This window comes from Flagellimonas rhodophyticola (genome assembly GCF_049332665.1).
Classification (GTDB): domain Bacteria; phylum Bacteroidota; class Bacteroidia; order Flavobacteriales; family Flavobacteriaceae; genus Flagellimonas.
In genome coordinates this window covers 1,623,665-1,637,745 of the sequence record NZ_CP186326.1, presented here as the reverse complement: position 1 = coordinate 1,637,745, position 14,081 = coordinate 1,623,665, and the positions used below count along the sequence as shown (strand labels likewise).

At 38.4% G+C, this 14,081-nt stretch carries 17 protein-coding genes; 7 read left to right on the top strand and 10 right to left on the bottom strand.

Going from position 1 to position 14,081, the window contains the following annotated elements; translation table 11 throughout:
• Position 1: 1 nt before the first annotated feature.
• Both rsmH and ACOKFG_RS07340 read right to left on the bottom strand, forming a co-directional pair.
• Positions 2–907 carry a 16S rRNA (cytosine(1402)-N(4))-methyltransferase RsmH gene (gene rsmH, locus ACOKFG_RS07345; protein WP_298794449.1) on the bottom strand — a complete coding sequence of 302 codons (906 nt, stop codon included), beginning with the start codon at positions 905–907 and terminating at the stop codon, positions 2–4.
• The gene (locus ACOKFG_RS07340) at positions 900–1,355 is read right to left on the bottom strand and encodes a division/cell wall cluster transcriptional repressor MraZ (RefSeq protein WP_298794447.1); all 456 of its coding nucleotides are present in this window, start codon (positions 1,353–1,355) and stop codon (positions 900–902) included. Before ACOKFG_RS07340 ends, rsmH begins: the two co-directional genes overlap by 8 nt.
• A 264-nt stretch (positions 1,356–1,619) precedes the next feature.
• Here ACOKFG_RS07340 and ACOKFG_RS07335 point away from each other — a divergent pair, with 264 nt between their 5' ends.
• Positions 1,620–2,384 carry an alpha/beta fold hydrolase gene (locus tag ACOKFG_RS07335; RefSeq protein ID WP_298794445.1) on the top strand — a complete coding sequence of 255 codons (765 nt, stop codon included), beginning with the start codon at positions 1,620–1,622 and terminating at the stop codon, positions 2,382–2,384.
• A 3-nt stretch (positions 2,385–2,387) separates the two neighbouring features.
• On the top strand, positions 2,388–2,999 hold the full coding sequence (gene yihA, locus ACOKFG_RS07330) for a ribosome biogenesis GTP-binding protein YihA/YsxC (RefSeq protein WP_298794443.1): 612 nt from the start codon (positions 2,388–2,390) through the stop codon (positions 2,997–2,999).
• A 17-nt stretch (positions 3,000–3,016) separates the two neighbouring features.
• Here the strand turns inward: yihA and ACOKFG_RS07325 are convergent, their stop codons facing one another.
• The 3 genes from ACOKFG_RS07325 to gldB all read right to left on the bottom strand — a co-directional run bounded on the left by ACOKFG_RS07325 (position 3,017) and on the right by gldB (position 4,786).
• The gene (locus ACOKFG_RS07325) at positions 3,017–3,391 is read right to left on the bottom strand and encodes a GTPase (protein WP_299488242.1); all 375 of its coding nucleotides are present in this window, start codon (positions 3,389–3,391) and stop codon (positions 3,017–3,019) included.
• 72 nt (positions 3,392–3,463) lie between these two features.
• Positions 3,464–3,796, bottom strand: a complete 333-nt coding sequence (gldC, locus tag ACOKFG_RS07320) for a gliding motility protein GldC (RefSeq protein WP_299488246.1) — start codon at positions 3,794–3,796, stop codon at positions 3,464–3,466.
• Positions 3,797–4,786: a gliding motility lipoprotein GldB gene (gene gldB / locus ACOKFG_RS07315; RefSeq protein ID WP_299488248.1), complete on the bottom strand. Its 990-nt coding sequence runs from the start codon at positions 4,784–4,786 to the stop codon at positions 3,797–3,799. It lies immediately after the preceding gene.
• 66 nt (positions 4,787–4,852) lie between these two features.
• Between gldB and nadE the strand changes: the two genes are divergently transcribed.
• Together nadE and ACOKFG_RS07305 are read left to right on the top strand one after the other, a co-directional pair.
• Positions 4,853–5,641: an NAD(+) synthase gene (nadE, locus tag ACOKFG_RS07310; protein WP_299488250.1), complete on the top strand. Its 789-nt coding sequence runs from the start codon at positions 4,853–4,855 to the stop codon at positions 5,639–5,641.
• Positions 5,642–5,786: 145 nt separating this feature from the next.
• Entirely contained in the window at positions 5,787–6,416 is a 630-nt protein-coding gene (locus ACOKFG_RS07305; RefSeq protein WP_298794433.1) for a response regulator transcription factor, read from the top strand.
• 59 nt (positions 6,417–6,475) lie between these two features.
• Here ACOKFG_RS07305 and dnaG read toward each other — a convergent pair whose 3' ends face one another.
• Positions 6,476–8,449, bottom strand: coding sequence for a DNA primase (gene dnaG, locus ACOKFG_RS07300; RefSeq protein ID WP_299488253.1), 1,974 nt, complete (start codon positions 8,447–8,449; stop codon positions 6,476–6,478).
• A gap of 218 nt (positions 8,450–8,667) precedes the next feature.
• Between dnaG and ACOKFG_RS07295 the strand changes: the two genes are divergently transcribed.
• The 3 genes from ACOKFG_RS07295 (at position 8,668) to ACOKFG_RS07285 (ending at position 10,331) form a co-directional block, all read left to right on the top strand.
• Positions 8,668–9,552, top strand: a complete 885-nt coding sequence (locus ACOKFG_RS07295) for a bile acid:sodium symporter family protein (RefSeq protein WP_298794429.1) — start codon at positions 8,668–8,670, stop codon at positions 9,550–9,552.
• 142 nt (positions 9,553–9,694) lie between these two features.
• On the top strand, positions 9,695–10,033 hold the full coding sequence (locus ACOKFG_RS07290; protein WP_299488256.1) for a DUF6150 family protein: 339 nt from the start codon (positions 9,695–9,697) through the stop codon (positions 10,031–10,033).
• 61 nt (positions 10,034–10,094) lie between these two features.
• Entirely contained in the window at positions 10,095–10,331 is a 237-nt protein-coding gene (locus ACOKFG_RS07285) for a zinc-ribbon domain-containing protein (protein ID WP_298794426.1), read from the top strand.
• Positions 10,332–10,422: 91 nt separating this feature from the next.
• Here ACOKFG_RS07285 and ACOKFG_RS07280 read toward each other — a convergent pair whose 3' ends face one another.
• The 4 genes from ACOKFG_RS07280 to ACOKFG_RS07265 all read right to left on the bottom strand — a co-directional run bounded on the left by ACOKFG_RS07280 (position 10,423) and on the right by ACOKFG_RS07265 (position 13,994).
• Positions 10,423–11,490, bottom strand: a complete 1,068-nt coding sequence (locus ACOKFG_RS07280) for a hypothetical protein (protein WP_298794425.1) — start codon at positions 11,488–11,490, stop codon at positions 10,423–10,425.
• A gap of 88 nt (positions 11,491–11,578) precedes the next feature.
• Positions 11,579–12,307, bottom strand: a complete 729-nt coding sequence (locus ACOKFG_RS07275) for a hypothetical protein (protein ID WP_422862119.1) — start codon at positions 12,305–12,307, stop codon at positions 11,579–11,581.
• A gap of 8 nt (positions 12,308–12,315) precedes the next feature.
• Complete coding sequence (locus ACOKFG_RS07270; protein ID WP_299175329.1) at positions 12,316–12,888, bottom strand: RNA polymerase sigma factor; 573 nt, start codon at positions 12,886–12,888, stop codon at positions 12,316–12,318.
• 128 nt (positions 12,889–13,016) lie between these two features.
• Positions 13,017–13,994: a polyprenyl synthetase family protein gene (locus ACOKFG_RS07265; protein ID WP_299488263.1), complete on the bottom strand. Its 978-nt coding sequence runs from the start codon at positions 13,992–13,994 to the stop codon at positions 13,017–13,019.
• Positions 13,995–14,081: the final 87 nt, after the last annotated feature.

Here is a 14,081-nt window from a genome sequence, read left to right as displayed (position 1 = left end):
GTTATTTTATTAGTTCCGCTATTCGGAGTTTTGCACTCCTTGCACGGTTGTTTTTTGCTATTTCTCCGGCTGATGGGATAATTAACCCTCCTACTTTCCTTAATGGAACATCTATATTTCCATAAAAATCCTTTTCCGCCTCTCCTTCAAAACGTCCAGCCCTGATATAGCGTTTCACTAATCGGTCTTCCAATGAGTGATAGCTAATCAAACTCAACCGCCCTCCTACTTTCAGAACTTCGGGCACTTGGAGCAAAAACTCTTTGAGCACCGCAATCTCCTGATTGACCTCAATGCGAATGGCCTGATAGATTTGTGCCAAAATCTTGTTCTCTTTCATCTTCGGCAAAAACCTACTCAATGTCTTCTTCAAGTCATCTGTGGTTTTTATAGGTCCATCTTGTCTGGAGGCTACTATTGTTTTTGCCATGGCATTTGCATTTCTCAATTCACCATATTGAAATAATACCGATGCCAACTCTTTTTCTGGGTACTTATTAACCACTTCGTAAGCGGATAATTCATTGCTTTTGTTCATCCTCATATCCAAATCCGCATTGAAACGAATAGAGAATCCCCTGTCCGCCTTATCAAACTGGTGGGAAGAAACCCCAAAATCTGCTAAGATTCCATCAACTTTCTGAATGCCATAGAACTTTAAATACTGTTTGAGAAATTGAAAGTTTTGATTGATCAATTGAAATCGCTCATCATCTATTGCATTCGCTAACGCATCCTCATCTTGATCAAAGGCAATCAACTTGCCCTCACTTCCTAATCGTCTCAGTATTTCCCTAGAATGTCCGCCGCCGCCAAAAGTGACATCTACATACACTCCATTTTCTTTAATGTCCAACCCATTGACCGATTCTTGTAATAACACCGGGTTGTGGTACTCGCTAGTCATCGTCGTCAAAAATCTCCTCTGCTAAATCGGCATAATCTTTTTCACCTTCAGCCAAGACCGCTTCATACTTATCCTTGTTCCAAATTTCTATCTTGTCAAAAACTGCGTTGAGCACAACTTCCTTTCCGATTTCTGCGTAAGTGACCAAGTTCTTTGGTATTTGCAGCCTACCGGTATCGCCATCAATCACAACTTCTTGCATACCAGCAACAAAATTTCTCACAAAAGCATCATACTTGCGATTTATTTTGCTTTTCTTCATCACCTTTTGCATCAAAACATCGAATTCCTCTTTTGGATACAACTCCAAGCATTGCTGAAAAACCGACCTTTTGATTACAAAGCCTTCCTTCAAAACAGGCAACAACTGATTCTTTAAGGATATGGGCAAAATCACCCTTCCTTTGGTATCAGCTTTACAATTATGTTGTCCTATGATATGGGTCACTAGAAATCAATTGGTTAAGAATAATAACTCAAATATATAGATTTTATTTCCACATTTCTCCACTAAACACCACATTGTTGATAAATTTTCCACTTTTTAAAGAAATCCACATCATTCTGAATCAAAAACCAGCGGTTGTTTTGTTTTTGATTTACAGCATTCTAGAATCACCTTAAAAACCAGGGTTGCAGGAAGGCCGCTATACGGAAAATGGAGTGATATGAATTGCCTATATTTGCCCTTCTTAGGACCAACTAACTTTAGATGGAAGAACAAATCATCAAAGAAGGCAAATACAGCTACATTGAAAAAGGAGAAGGCACCCCCATGATTATTTTACATGGATTAATGGGTGGATTAAGCAATTTTCAAGGGGTCTCTGACTATTTTCCATCTAAAGGCTATAAAGTACTTATTCCGGAGCTTCCGATTTATGAGATGTCCATGCTAAAAACTACGGTGAAGAATTTTGCCAAATTTTTAGAAGATTTTATCGAATTTAAGGGCCTGAAGGATGTTATTCTTTTAGGGAATTCCTTGGGTGGCCATATTGGACTTTTACACACCAAAATGTTTCCTGAAATGGTAAAGGCTTTGGTAATCACAGGTAGTTCTGGGCTTTATGAAAGTGCTATGGGAGATGGGTATCCCAAACGCGGGGATTATGAGTTTATAAAAAAGAAGGCCCAAGATGTCTTTTATGACCCTGCTGTAGCTTCCAAGGAAATTGTGGATGAAGTTTTTGCTACGGTAAATGACCGAATGAAATTGGTGAAAACCTTGGCCATAGCCAAAAGTGCTATCCGCCACAATATGTCCAAAGATTTGCCACACATGAACACCCCGACTTGTATTATTTGGGGTGAAAATGATACCGTGACACCTCCAAAGGTGGCCAAAGAATTCCATGAACTACTTCCTGATTCCGATTTGTTCTGGATTGAGAAATGTGGTCATGCACCAATGATGGAACATCCTGAGGATTTTAATAAAATTCTTGAGAACTGGCTCAACCAAAGGAACTTCTAACCTATGAAAATTACATCGGCCGAATTTGTGATGAGCAATTCCAATGTGGCCAAATGTCCGAACGAGCCACTACCGGAGTATGCTTTTATTGGACGCTCCAATGTTGGAAAGTCCTCCTTAATAAATATGTTGGTGGATAAGAAAGGCCTGGCCAAAACTTCCGGCCGTCCTGGAAAGACCCAACTTATAAATCACTTTAAAATCAATAAGAATTGGTTTTTGGTAGATTTGCCAGGTTACGGCTATGCTCGTGTTTCCAAAAAGGATAAAAAGGTTTTTCAAAAGTACATTACCGACTATTTCCAAAAAAGAAAGCAATTGGTTTGTGGTTTTGTTCTTGTGGATATTCGCCACGAACCTCAACCTGTTGATTTAGAATTTATGGAATGGCTTGGGACAAATCAAATCCCTTTTGCCATAATTTTCACTAAAGCAGATAAACTGAAACCAGCCGTAATTGAAAAACAGGCCAATGCTTACCTTCAAAAACTACTTGAAGGTGCTTGGGAAGAAGCTCCTCCACACTTCATAACCTCTTCGGCAAAACATCTGGGCAGGGAAGAGTTGCTCAGTTATATTGATGAGATAAATACGGAGTTCTTTGCTGCACAATAACTTCGTTGTCCATATAGTTAAGTCCTTTCACTAACCAATTTGACCAATTCATCGGCAGTTTTTACTCTATCCAATTCTTGGGTCGAAATCAATACATCGAATTCAGACTTATTTTCAATCAGAACAATAGGAAAGGTAAATTTGTATCCAAACTTTGATGCATATGATTTGGCAAATTCATCCTTATGAAGGAACACCATTTCATGTTGACTTTCTTGTCTAAATCTTTTCCAAGTCTTGTTTTCTGACACAAGTCCAAAGGTGATATCACACAAATTACAATCGTAAGTTGAAGGGCTAAAAACTTTGTGCATGCTATCCAAAACTGCATTTCCAACTCCCGAATTAGCGTTATAAACAAAGAGCAGTTTAGCAGGTTCTCCGTCTTTCATATTCTAAAATATACAGATTAGTCATAAAAAACGACCAAAATTGACATTGACCAAGAAAAAAGTAGTTAGAGACTATTTGAGCTCCAATTTTTCCGCGAAATAGTCGCAAAAATCCTTCATGGTGGCAGTCATTTTTTCGTCTTGTGTTGCTTTCATAAAGGTATCGGTCATGGTAACTAAGGTTTGGTGAAAGAACACCTTCATCTCATCTACCGGCATTTCCTTGGTCCACAAATCTATCTTCAAGGATTCCTGATTCTTACTATCCCAAACGGAAAGCATCATCGCTTTGGCATCTTCATTTTGCACGCCACCATCTTCTGCCGACCAAGTCAATGTTTCAGGAACTCGATTTTCATCCAATCCTACGGTAAGTTTTATTTCTGAAGTATGTGCTATAGCCATTTATTTTCGTGGTTTGTATTTTGATTTATTAAAAATTTCTTCGGCGGGTAAGGCCAACATTTGATGTAATGTAACATTGTTATTATCCATAAAGGCCCTTACAATTTGCCACCCCATATATCTCCCAGTCCTTCCAGGGGATTCGGAATCAAGCTCAAGTCTAAATTTTGAAAATGGTGCCGGGTCCAAAAAACGTCTATCCAGTTCAGATTTCGTACTATACAGTAATTCTCCTTCAACGAAATAGCGCCAAATCTGTTCTTCGTTTTCATTTATCCATATAATCTCTTCATCAGAATATCCGATTTTTTGAGCATCGCTAGCTTCCGGAAGCAATTTGTCTTTTAAATACAATTCCTTGCCATAATGGACCATTCTCGACAAGAATGTCCGGTTACGGGGGTATTGCAAAACCTTTTTTGAAAAGGCACTTGCCACATCAGAACTCAGGTATTTTTTATCCAATCCAGCGGCAATGTACCGTTGAATCCCTCTATAAAAACGATGCTCCGAACCCAAATAATTATCCAATCCCACCAGTAAAAGTGAATCCGTCAATATTATTCTATCATTATAACGTACATCTGAGGTAATCGTCACCACCTGGGGAACACTATACTTTGGGAAATAATAGGTTATATGCTTAAAGAGCGATTCCAATTCTTTAGTCTGTTCTTCAAAATCACCAAAAGTCCTATCCACTTCTTGCGACAGTTCAATCTGAATGGTATCTGTAAGCTTGGCAATCCATACGCTATCAGGAAATTGAGTAGGAAATAAATATGGATATTCGACCTTTAAATCCTGTATTCCGTCAATAGTTGCATTTGCAAATGCCCTATCAAAACGAGAAATGCGAAGGTCAATAGGAAGTTTTTCAATCGATTGCTCAGTATTATCAACCTCTTTACAAGCCAAATACAAAGCAGAAACAACAAAAAGTAAAAGGATATGAGGGTAAAAACCCAAGTATTTTGGCAACCTCTTCATTTTTAACACAACAGCGTTTAAATTTACAGGCCACAAAGGTAATTTATTGAATCTAAAAAGAAAGGTATGCAAACCGAAAAGGTAATTGAGCACATTGTTACATGGTTAAAGGATTATGCCACCAAGGCAAATTGTAAGGGATTTGTCATCGGGGTTTCCGGCGGAATTGATTCTGCGGTAACTTCCACCCTCTGCGCAAAAACAGGCCTTGACCTTTTATGTTTGGAAATGCCTATTCATCAAGGGGAAAACCAAGTGACCCGAGCTGACAGGCATATTGACTGGCTCATTGAAAATTTCAATAACACTTCACGTCAAAAAGTAAATCTCACACCAGTGTTCGATAGTCTTGTTGAATCCTTTCCCAAGGTTGATAACGAAGAGGACCGTTTTATGTCATTGGCCAACACTAGAGCTAGGTTGCGTATGACCACATTGTATTATTTTGCCGCTTTAAATGGTTATCTGGTGGCTGGAACTGGCAATAAGGTAGAAGATTTTGGCATTGGATTTTATACTAAGTATGGTGATGGCGGGGTGGATTTAAGCCCTATTGCCGACTTATTAAAGACAGAGGTCTATGCACTAGGAAAGACTTTAGGAGTTAACCAAGATATCATGGATGCCGCTCCAACAGACGGACTTTGGGGAGATAGTAGAACAGACGAAGATCAAATTGGAGCGTCTTACCCAGAATTGGAATGGGCCATGTCAATGGACAATAAAGGAAAGACACTTGAAGAATTTTCTGATAGAAAAAAGGAAGTATTCTCTATTTATAAAAAGTTTAATACTGCTAATAAGCATAAGATGATTCCTATTCCTATTTGTGAAATCCCTGAGCACCTAAAATGACCTTTCAACCTAAAAATCCCAGCTTAAGACGAAAAAAACCATAGAAATTCTGTGGTTTTAAGAAAAAAAGCAGAGTTTTACGCATTCAAATCGTTATCTTGCTCGACACGCCGTGTAAGTAATTTAAGAATAAAACTCAAACCAAATGATTAAAGTTTTAATAGCTGACAACCATCCCATAGTTCGTCTTGGCATTAAACATGTGCTAGATTCCAGTTCAGATATTGAAGTAATCGCTGATGTTTCCACTACTTCTGAACTGTTCGAACTTTTGGAAAAAGTTACTCCAGATGTTGTAATGCTTGAAATGGATATTCCTGAAATCAATGGGGTTGCTACCTTAAGAAAAATGAAGCAGGAGTTTCCTAACGTAAAAACACTTATGTATAGTGGCCAATCTGAAGATGTTTACGCTCTAAGTACCATTCGTGCAGGAGCCTTCGGTTATCTTTCAAAATCCGCAGATTTGGATTACATTATCACAGCAGTTCGAAAAGTGAGTCAAGGAAATATGTTTATTACCAACGAACTGGCTCAACGTCTAGCTTTCGACGAAGGAACTCAAAAACCAAGAAGATTCTTCAGAAAATTATCTTCCCGTGAGGTAGAAGTCCTAAAACTTTTGGCCAGCGGAAAACGTAATAAAGAAGTTGCTGAAGGGTTGAACCTAAACGAAAAAACCGTTAGCACCTACAAGGCACGTTTAATGAAAAAATTAAATGTGGACAACTTGGTTGACCTTTTGCAGCAAGCAAAAGCATTGGAGCTGTATTAAGCACACGAAATAACCAATTAAATTGATAAAAATCTCAGGATAGCCTGGGATTTTTGTTTTCAGGAAAGTACCCGATTCAATTTGGCGTTCAACAATTTATTGAGCTGCAAATAGTTGACAATTTCCTCCAATACTTCTGAATTATCGCCATTGTTATCCTCTGTACTTTTCTGAAGTTTTAGGATTCTATTTTTTATCAAATTACATCGTAAGGTGAGTATAGTCTCACCCACTAATTGGGCCACTCCATGTTGCTTCCCTTTAGGATAAATGTCTTTTCTGGTCCAATCATCCAAGGTGTATTTTTCTTCTTCCATTAAAATGGAAGATACTTCACGGACCATCTCCTGGTCCAAGTTCGATAGAAACGAATTCACAGCGAAATCTTCACTCTCGTTTAAATCTTCTATAAGCTTATAATAGATGGCCCTAAACTGTTCATTTGTTAGCTCAATCTCATCCTCTTGAAGATCGAGGTATACCTTTTCATACACTTTAGCTTCCACTACCTCAGGCTCTAACACCAAATCGCCTTCTTCATTTTCTTTTAATACCAAATCCTCAAATTCCTGTTTTTGGTTACCGTATAAAAGAAGCATTTCAATTATTTTCCGTTCCAATTCATATTGAACATCAACCTTTTCTACCGTTTGTTCAGTTTTAACAACTTCAAAAGCCTTTCGTTCTTGTTTTAGCTTCTTAGCGGCATCAGCAAACCCTTTTTTATCTATTTGGGCAAGGGTATTGTAGAGCACTTCTTCGGAAATCTGCATCATTTTGGCACACTCCTGAATGTAAATTTCCTTTTTGATGCGATCCGGAATCTTGCTGATACTGTTCACGATATCTCTAACCGTATCCGCTCTCTTTATGGGGTCGTTGGCCGCCTCTTTTGCTAAAAGTGAAGTTTTAAACTGGATAAAATCCTTGGAATTCTCTTCCAGATAGAGCACCAAATCTTCATAGGTATTGTTTTTAGCAAAGCTATCGGGGTCCTCCCCTTCTGGAAAAGTACATACCTTGACATTCATGCCCTGCTCCAAAATCAGGTCTATTCCGCGCAATGAAGCTCTTAACCCCGCAGCATCGCCATCAAAAAGAACCGTAATATTTTTTGTAAGCCTATTGACCAAGCGAATTTGCTCTGGAGTCAAAGCTGTTCCACTGGAAGCCACCACATTTTGAACTCCCTTTTGATAGAACTGAATTACATCCGTATAGCCCTCTACCAAATAGCAATTATCTTCTTTGGCAATAGCCTGCTTTGCAAAATAAATACCATAAAGAACCTTACTCTTATGATATATTTCACTTTCCGGTGAATTTAAGTATTTGGCGGCCTTTTTATCGTTGGTCAAGATTCGTCCTCCGAAACCAAGCACTCTTCCACTCATGGAGTGAATTGGAAATAGTACTCGCCCCTTGAACCTGTCAAACCTTCTAGTTTCACCACCAGCTTGTTCTTTAACAATGGTCAGTCCCGTTTTTTCCAAAAACTCCAGTTGATAGCCATTATCCAAAGCAGACTTGGTGAAGGCTTCCCATTCGTCCAGGGCATAGCCCAATCCGAATTTTGCTATAGTCTCATCGGTAAAGCCACGCTCTTTAAAATAGGTAAGTCCAATGGCCTTCCCTGGCTCAGAATCCCAAAGGGTTTCGGCAAAATTTTTCTGAGCGTATTCCGAAACCAAGTACATGCTTTCCCGTTCATCAGCTTGTTCTTTTTGTTCATTGGTCTGTTCGGTCTCCTCAATTTCAATATTGTATTTTTTGGCAAGGTACTTTATGGCCTCTGGGTAGGTAAAATGCTCATGTTCCATTAAAAAAGCCACCACATTTCCTCCTTTGCCACTACTGAAGTCCTTCCAAATCTGTTTTACAGGAGAAACCATAAAGCTTGGGGTGCGTTCGTCGCTGAAAGGACTCAAACCCTTAAAGTTAGACCCTGCTTTTTTCAACTGTACAAAATCCCCAATCACCTCCTCTAAACGGGCGGTTTCATAAACTTGGTCTATGGTGGTTTTTGAAATCAAATCTGAAATCTAAAATAGTCTTTAAAGGTAACTAAAAAACGAAATTTTCCTAGAATGAGTTTGTAATCAAATCGTAATTGTTTTAAGTCAAAAGCGGCTTATTATTTTAAAATGGAATTCTCTCTCCTGTAGTAACAATTGAGCACATTTTAATCGTCTTCAAATAAATTGTACTTTAACTCGGCAACTGTACATCAAATAATCAAAAATAACCAACCATGCTCACCACCATATTGACAAAAGTAGCCCTTCCCTTATCCCTAGCCATAATTATGCTTGGAATGGGAATGACCTTAGTTCCCGCTGATTTTGGAAGAATCATCAAATATCCTAAAGGGGTTTTGTTAGGCCTTACCAATCAACTGGTTTTTTTGCCCATTATTGGTTTTTTTCTCGCTTGGGCTTTTAATTTAGACCCTACTATGGCCGTTGGCATCATGGTTTTGGCGGCATGCCCAGGTGGCCCCACTAGCAACCTCATTACCCAGGTGAGTAAAGGAAATATTGCACTCTCTGTTACCTTAACTGCCATCGCTAGTTTTGTGAGCATTCTCACCATCCCCTTTGTTATTTCGTACGCGCTCAATTACTTTGGCAGTGGTAGTGATATTATGATTAAACTGCCAGTTTTGGATACAATTCTACAAATAATGGTAATAACCGTCATACCAATTTCCATAGGAATGGTTATCCGCAGATTAAAACCTGATTTTGCAAATAAAATGGAAAGGCCCATGCGCATAGCTTCGACCGTAATATTTATTCTCGTATTCATTGCAGTGATTGCAGCCAATTTCAAACTGTTAGGTGAGGCTATGAAAAAGGTTGGCCCGGTAACATTAATCCTCAACGTAGTGACCATGGGATTGGGATATTTGACTGCTAAACTATTTCGACTGAATTTAAAAGATGCCATTTCCATCACAGTGGAAAGTGGAATACAAAATGGCACTCTTGCCTTTGTAATTGCCACCACGATTCTAAATAATATAGAAATGGGAATCCCCACAGGCGCTTATTCTATTTGGATGTTTGTTACGGGTGGAATTTTAATGTGGACCCTTGGTAGACGAAAGAATTTGGAACCCAACACAAACCCCTAACTAATCCACTGAATAGTTTTTTTTGTTTTAGAAGCAAAACAAATGTGTATTGAAACTTTGCATGGTTTTTTACAGTTATCATTTTTTCTTTGGAATAAAACTTGATATTAAAACCAATGACAAAACATTTAAAGTTTATACCATGAAAGTATTATTTGCTTCAATCCCCATGTTATTGTTTGTTATGAATGTTTCAAATGCTCAATTAGTTTATTCTGTTGACCAAGAATATAAAGCCGATGTTACTGTTTTTGTGGTTGATCAAGAATACAAGGCAGATCTTTTGGTATTCAAAGTAGATGCTGAATATAAAGCCAAAGGAAATGAGGGGAAATGGTTCTTTACAAATGCAGAATATAAGTCAGAAAAGAAAATTTACTTTGTAGATTCCGATTATAAGTCAGATTTGAAAATCTATTTTGTGGATGCCAACTATAAGTCACGATGGAAAGACAAATCCAAGCAACATTTAATGTATTAGGTTGATTTTGCAAACCTGTTTCTCCAGAAAATTTGTAAAAGAACCCTAGATTTGTGATACTATGATTCTTTTCTTTGGCACAAAACTTGGCAAAAAAGAAACCAAAACATTGCATAATGTTTCTTGCCCTCATTGCGCACAAACCGGCACGTTGAATGCTGTTTCGCAGCCCAGCTATGCGCATTTGTTCTGGATTCCCATTATTAAGCTGAAAACTTCACAATTTGCAGAATGTTCACATTGTAAACGAGGTTTTTACAAAGAGGAATTCACTTCAGAAATGGAAAGGGCTTTATAAAATACCTGTTGCTCAAATGCCAAATCGAACCAAACCGAGGTATCAAATGATTCCCGATAAGGTCCGAACTGACAGTATTGAAGTTGATTGGTTACAAATCGAACCGAAGGCCCAAGGAAATATTTCTTTGCTCTACAGCAGCATCTTTAAAGATGGGGTTCAAGTCATATTTTGCATACAACAACATCCCATCAAAGCCAGCATAAGCGCTGAGTCCATAAATTAAATCACTGGTGTTATAATCTCTTTTGAACTTATCTTTTACTTGTTCTCCATCTCTAGAATATTTCAACTTTTGGCGAGTGCCTAGGTTGAATCCTCCATATCCACCTATTCCAAATCGCACTTGGTTTTGAATAGAGTATCGAATACTTTTTTCGGTTTTTCGGAAACGTGATGGACCAAATTCAAAATGCACAGGAAAAACCAAATTATCCATACGTAATTTTGATTTATCCAACTCAAATTCAAATTCTTCCAACGTGGTTTGGTCACCATCTTGAACAAAAATCCGATTGCCGTCAGGTTTTAATCCATTGAATTGAAAAGAGAACCCATAATGGAGCCTCAGCCAATTGGTGTTTCGAAAAACACGTGTACGCCATTGTATGCCTAATTCTAAAAACCGGCTTCCCGCAACTTTGTATGGCGAATCATCCAAAGATTGCCCTTCTATTATGGCATTGTTCAATCCTACAGCCAAAACAAAATCAGTATAGGTCCGCCTGTCAAATTTAATTTCCTTCCATCTTCGTTCTTTAAAAGAGAAAGCACGTTTCCCATCTATATGGATTCCGAATGTGATATGCTCATTGTCTATCGAATCCGTTTCTTTCAGTGTCAATACGTTTTCTCCATTTCTTTCAATCAACAGAATCTGATTATCAATGATAGCAACTCTATTCTCAATATTTAGAGCTCTTTTTTTGGCTACTTCGGCCTTAAGCGTATTTGCTTCTTCCTCTGTCAAAGCACCACGCTTCATGCGCTGGTTAATATCCTTTACCTCCAGTTTCAACGCTTCCTTTTCTTGCTGGACAATTCTCTCTTTTTGCGCTTTTAAATCCGCTACTTGTTGTTCATATTCTTCCTGCCCCATGAGGTTTTGGGCTAGTAATGACAATAGTAATACCGTAAGATACAGTGTGGTTTTTCTCATGATGATTTCTTGATTTTATCCCTTCTTGCCCACCCCTTCCTATTCTGGAAGGGGAAAGCTCAAAGGTCCTTTGATTGATGAATAATTATTAATTGTTCCGGTCCGCGACCGCAGTTCGTAGTTTAAAATAGCCGTCTTTAAGAGCGTCAAATATTTGATCTCTAAAAGATTCGTCGAGCTCGTCCTCTACTTCGGTGAGTAATGCCATGGCATCTACCTTGTCCGATTTAAAAATCTTATCTGTAAGAACCTGTCGCTGGGCTGCCCTTAAAAGTGAATCAATTTCAGCATTGCTCACTTCATTGTTCATACTTTCCAATAATGCTACTTGAGCGGCCACTTCCTTTACTTTTTGCGCAATCAACCCATCGGGAGTATTAATAATCCCATCTTTCAAGGGTTGATTATTGCTCGTTTTGGCTATCGTTTCTTCCAATGCCACAGCTGATATATCCTGTTCCGAAGTTGAGTTTTCAATTACCTTCTTTTTTATTTCCGAGCTCACTATCGCTGTATTATCTTCTTCGCTTTCCAATGGAATTAGCTTATCACTGTCTCGGTTCACTTGTTTTTCTTTTGAGCTCTCTACCTCTACTATCTGCGGTACGTTCGGGGTTGGGGGTTCTTTTTGAAAAAAGAAAATAGAAACCAAAATAATCCCAATAAAACTAGCAGCTACCGAATATATGAGCCAACCTTTACCTGACTTCGTTTTGGGAATTTCAATTTGACTGGAAATCTTATCCCAAGCGTGACTTGAAGGTGCAATTCTGCGTTCTTCCAAGGTATCTTTAATATGTTTTTCCAACTTTTCCATGATACTATCTATTTACCCTTTGATTGCACTCGGGGCGACATTCCTTTTAATTTTAAACTTTCTTGGAGAATTTTTCGAGCCTTGAACAGTTGTGATTTTGATGTCCCTTCCGAAATTTCCAAGATTTCAGCTATTTCATGATGTTTATAGCCTTCTATGGCATAAAGCAAAAACACCATTTTATATCCTTCTGGCAGATTATCAATTAGCTGCTGCACGTACTCGACATCCAGCAGTGATGTGTTTTCATTTACTTCTTTTGGGCTTGATTCCAGAATCTCATCATCATAGACCACAAATTGTCTTTTACGCAAGTATGAGATACTTTCCCTGACCATTATTTTCCGGATCCAACCTTCAAAACTTCCACGATGTTGAAATGATGTCAAGTTTTCAAAAACCTTCACAAACCCATTCACCATAATATCCTCCGCAAATTGAACATCTTTAACATATTGTCTGCATACACTCAACATCTTAGGGGCATATTTGTCATAAAGGAATTGCTGGGCCGTTCTATTGCCTGCAATTGACCTTTTTATCAATTGCTTCTCATTCGTGTATAATGAAATAATTTTCAACAGTGGTTCCCGGTTTTGTTCTTATAAATATAGACGAGGTAATTTCCAAAATGGTTGCCTGGTTTGGAATTTTTTTATCTTGTATTTGCCATTATGGGATAATTGAATGGCAAAAAACTATACGAAGCTTACTTTTTGCGGTCTACAACGTAGTTTACCATGAGGGTAAGAGCGCTTTTATAGTCAGAATCTGGGTAGTTGTTCAACAATGCTAATGCTTCATCTTTGAATTCAAGCATTTTGGTCACCGCGTATTCAAGTCCACCCATCTCCTTGACATAAGCAATAACCTCTCTGACTCTTTTTTTGTCTTTGTTGTGATTTTTGATGGAACTGATCAACCAGCGCTTTTTTTCATTATCGCTTTGGTTAAGAGCATAAATAAGAGGTAATGTCATTTTTTGCTCCTTAATATCTATTCCTGTGGGTTTTCCAATTTTCTCGGCACCGTAATCGAAAAGATCATCCTTGATTTGAAATGCCATACCGCAAAGTTCCCCAAACTTGCGAAACGTTTCTATGTGTTCGGTGTCCGGTTTTACAGAGCAGGCACCCATACTACAACATGCCGCTATTAGGGTCGCTGTCTTTTGGCGTATGATGCTGTAATATACTTCTTCGGTAATATCCAACAATCGAGCTTTCTCAATCTGAAGAAGCTCGCCCTCGCTCATATCCTTCACTGCATTGGAAATAATATGGAGCAAATCATAATCCTTATTTTCCAAGGCCACTAAGACCCCTTTTGAAAAAAGAAAATCTCCTACCAAAACGGCTATCTTGTTTTTCCAAAGGGCATTAATTGAGAAAAATCCTCTTCGTTTATGGCTATCATCCACAACATCGTCATGAACTAGGCTAGCGGTATGAATCAATTCAATAATGGATGCGCCACAATAGGTTCGGTCGTTAATCGTGCCCCCATTGATTAATTTGGCCGTAAGAAATACGAACATAGGGCGCATTTGCTTTCCTTTTCGATTTACAATGTAGTATGTAATCCGATTAAAGAGCGCCACTTTTGATGACATGGATTTTAGGAACTTTTCTTCGAAGAGTTCCATTTCCTTTTCTATCGGTTCTCTAATTTGCGAAACTATCTTCACTACCCCCGATTTGGTGAATTTGGTTTGAGAGTCTAAAAGTAGGTAAAATGAAAGAGTTGGTCACGGGAAGTTTAAAGTTTTAAGCCA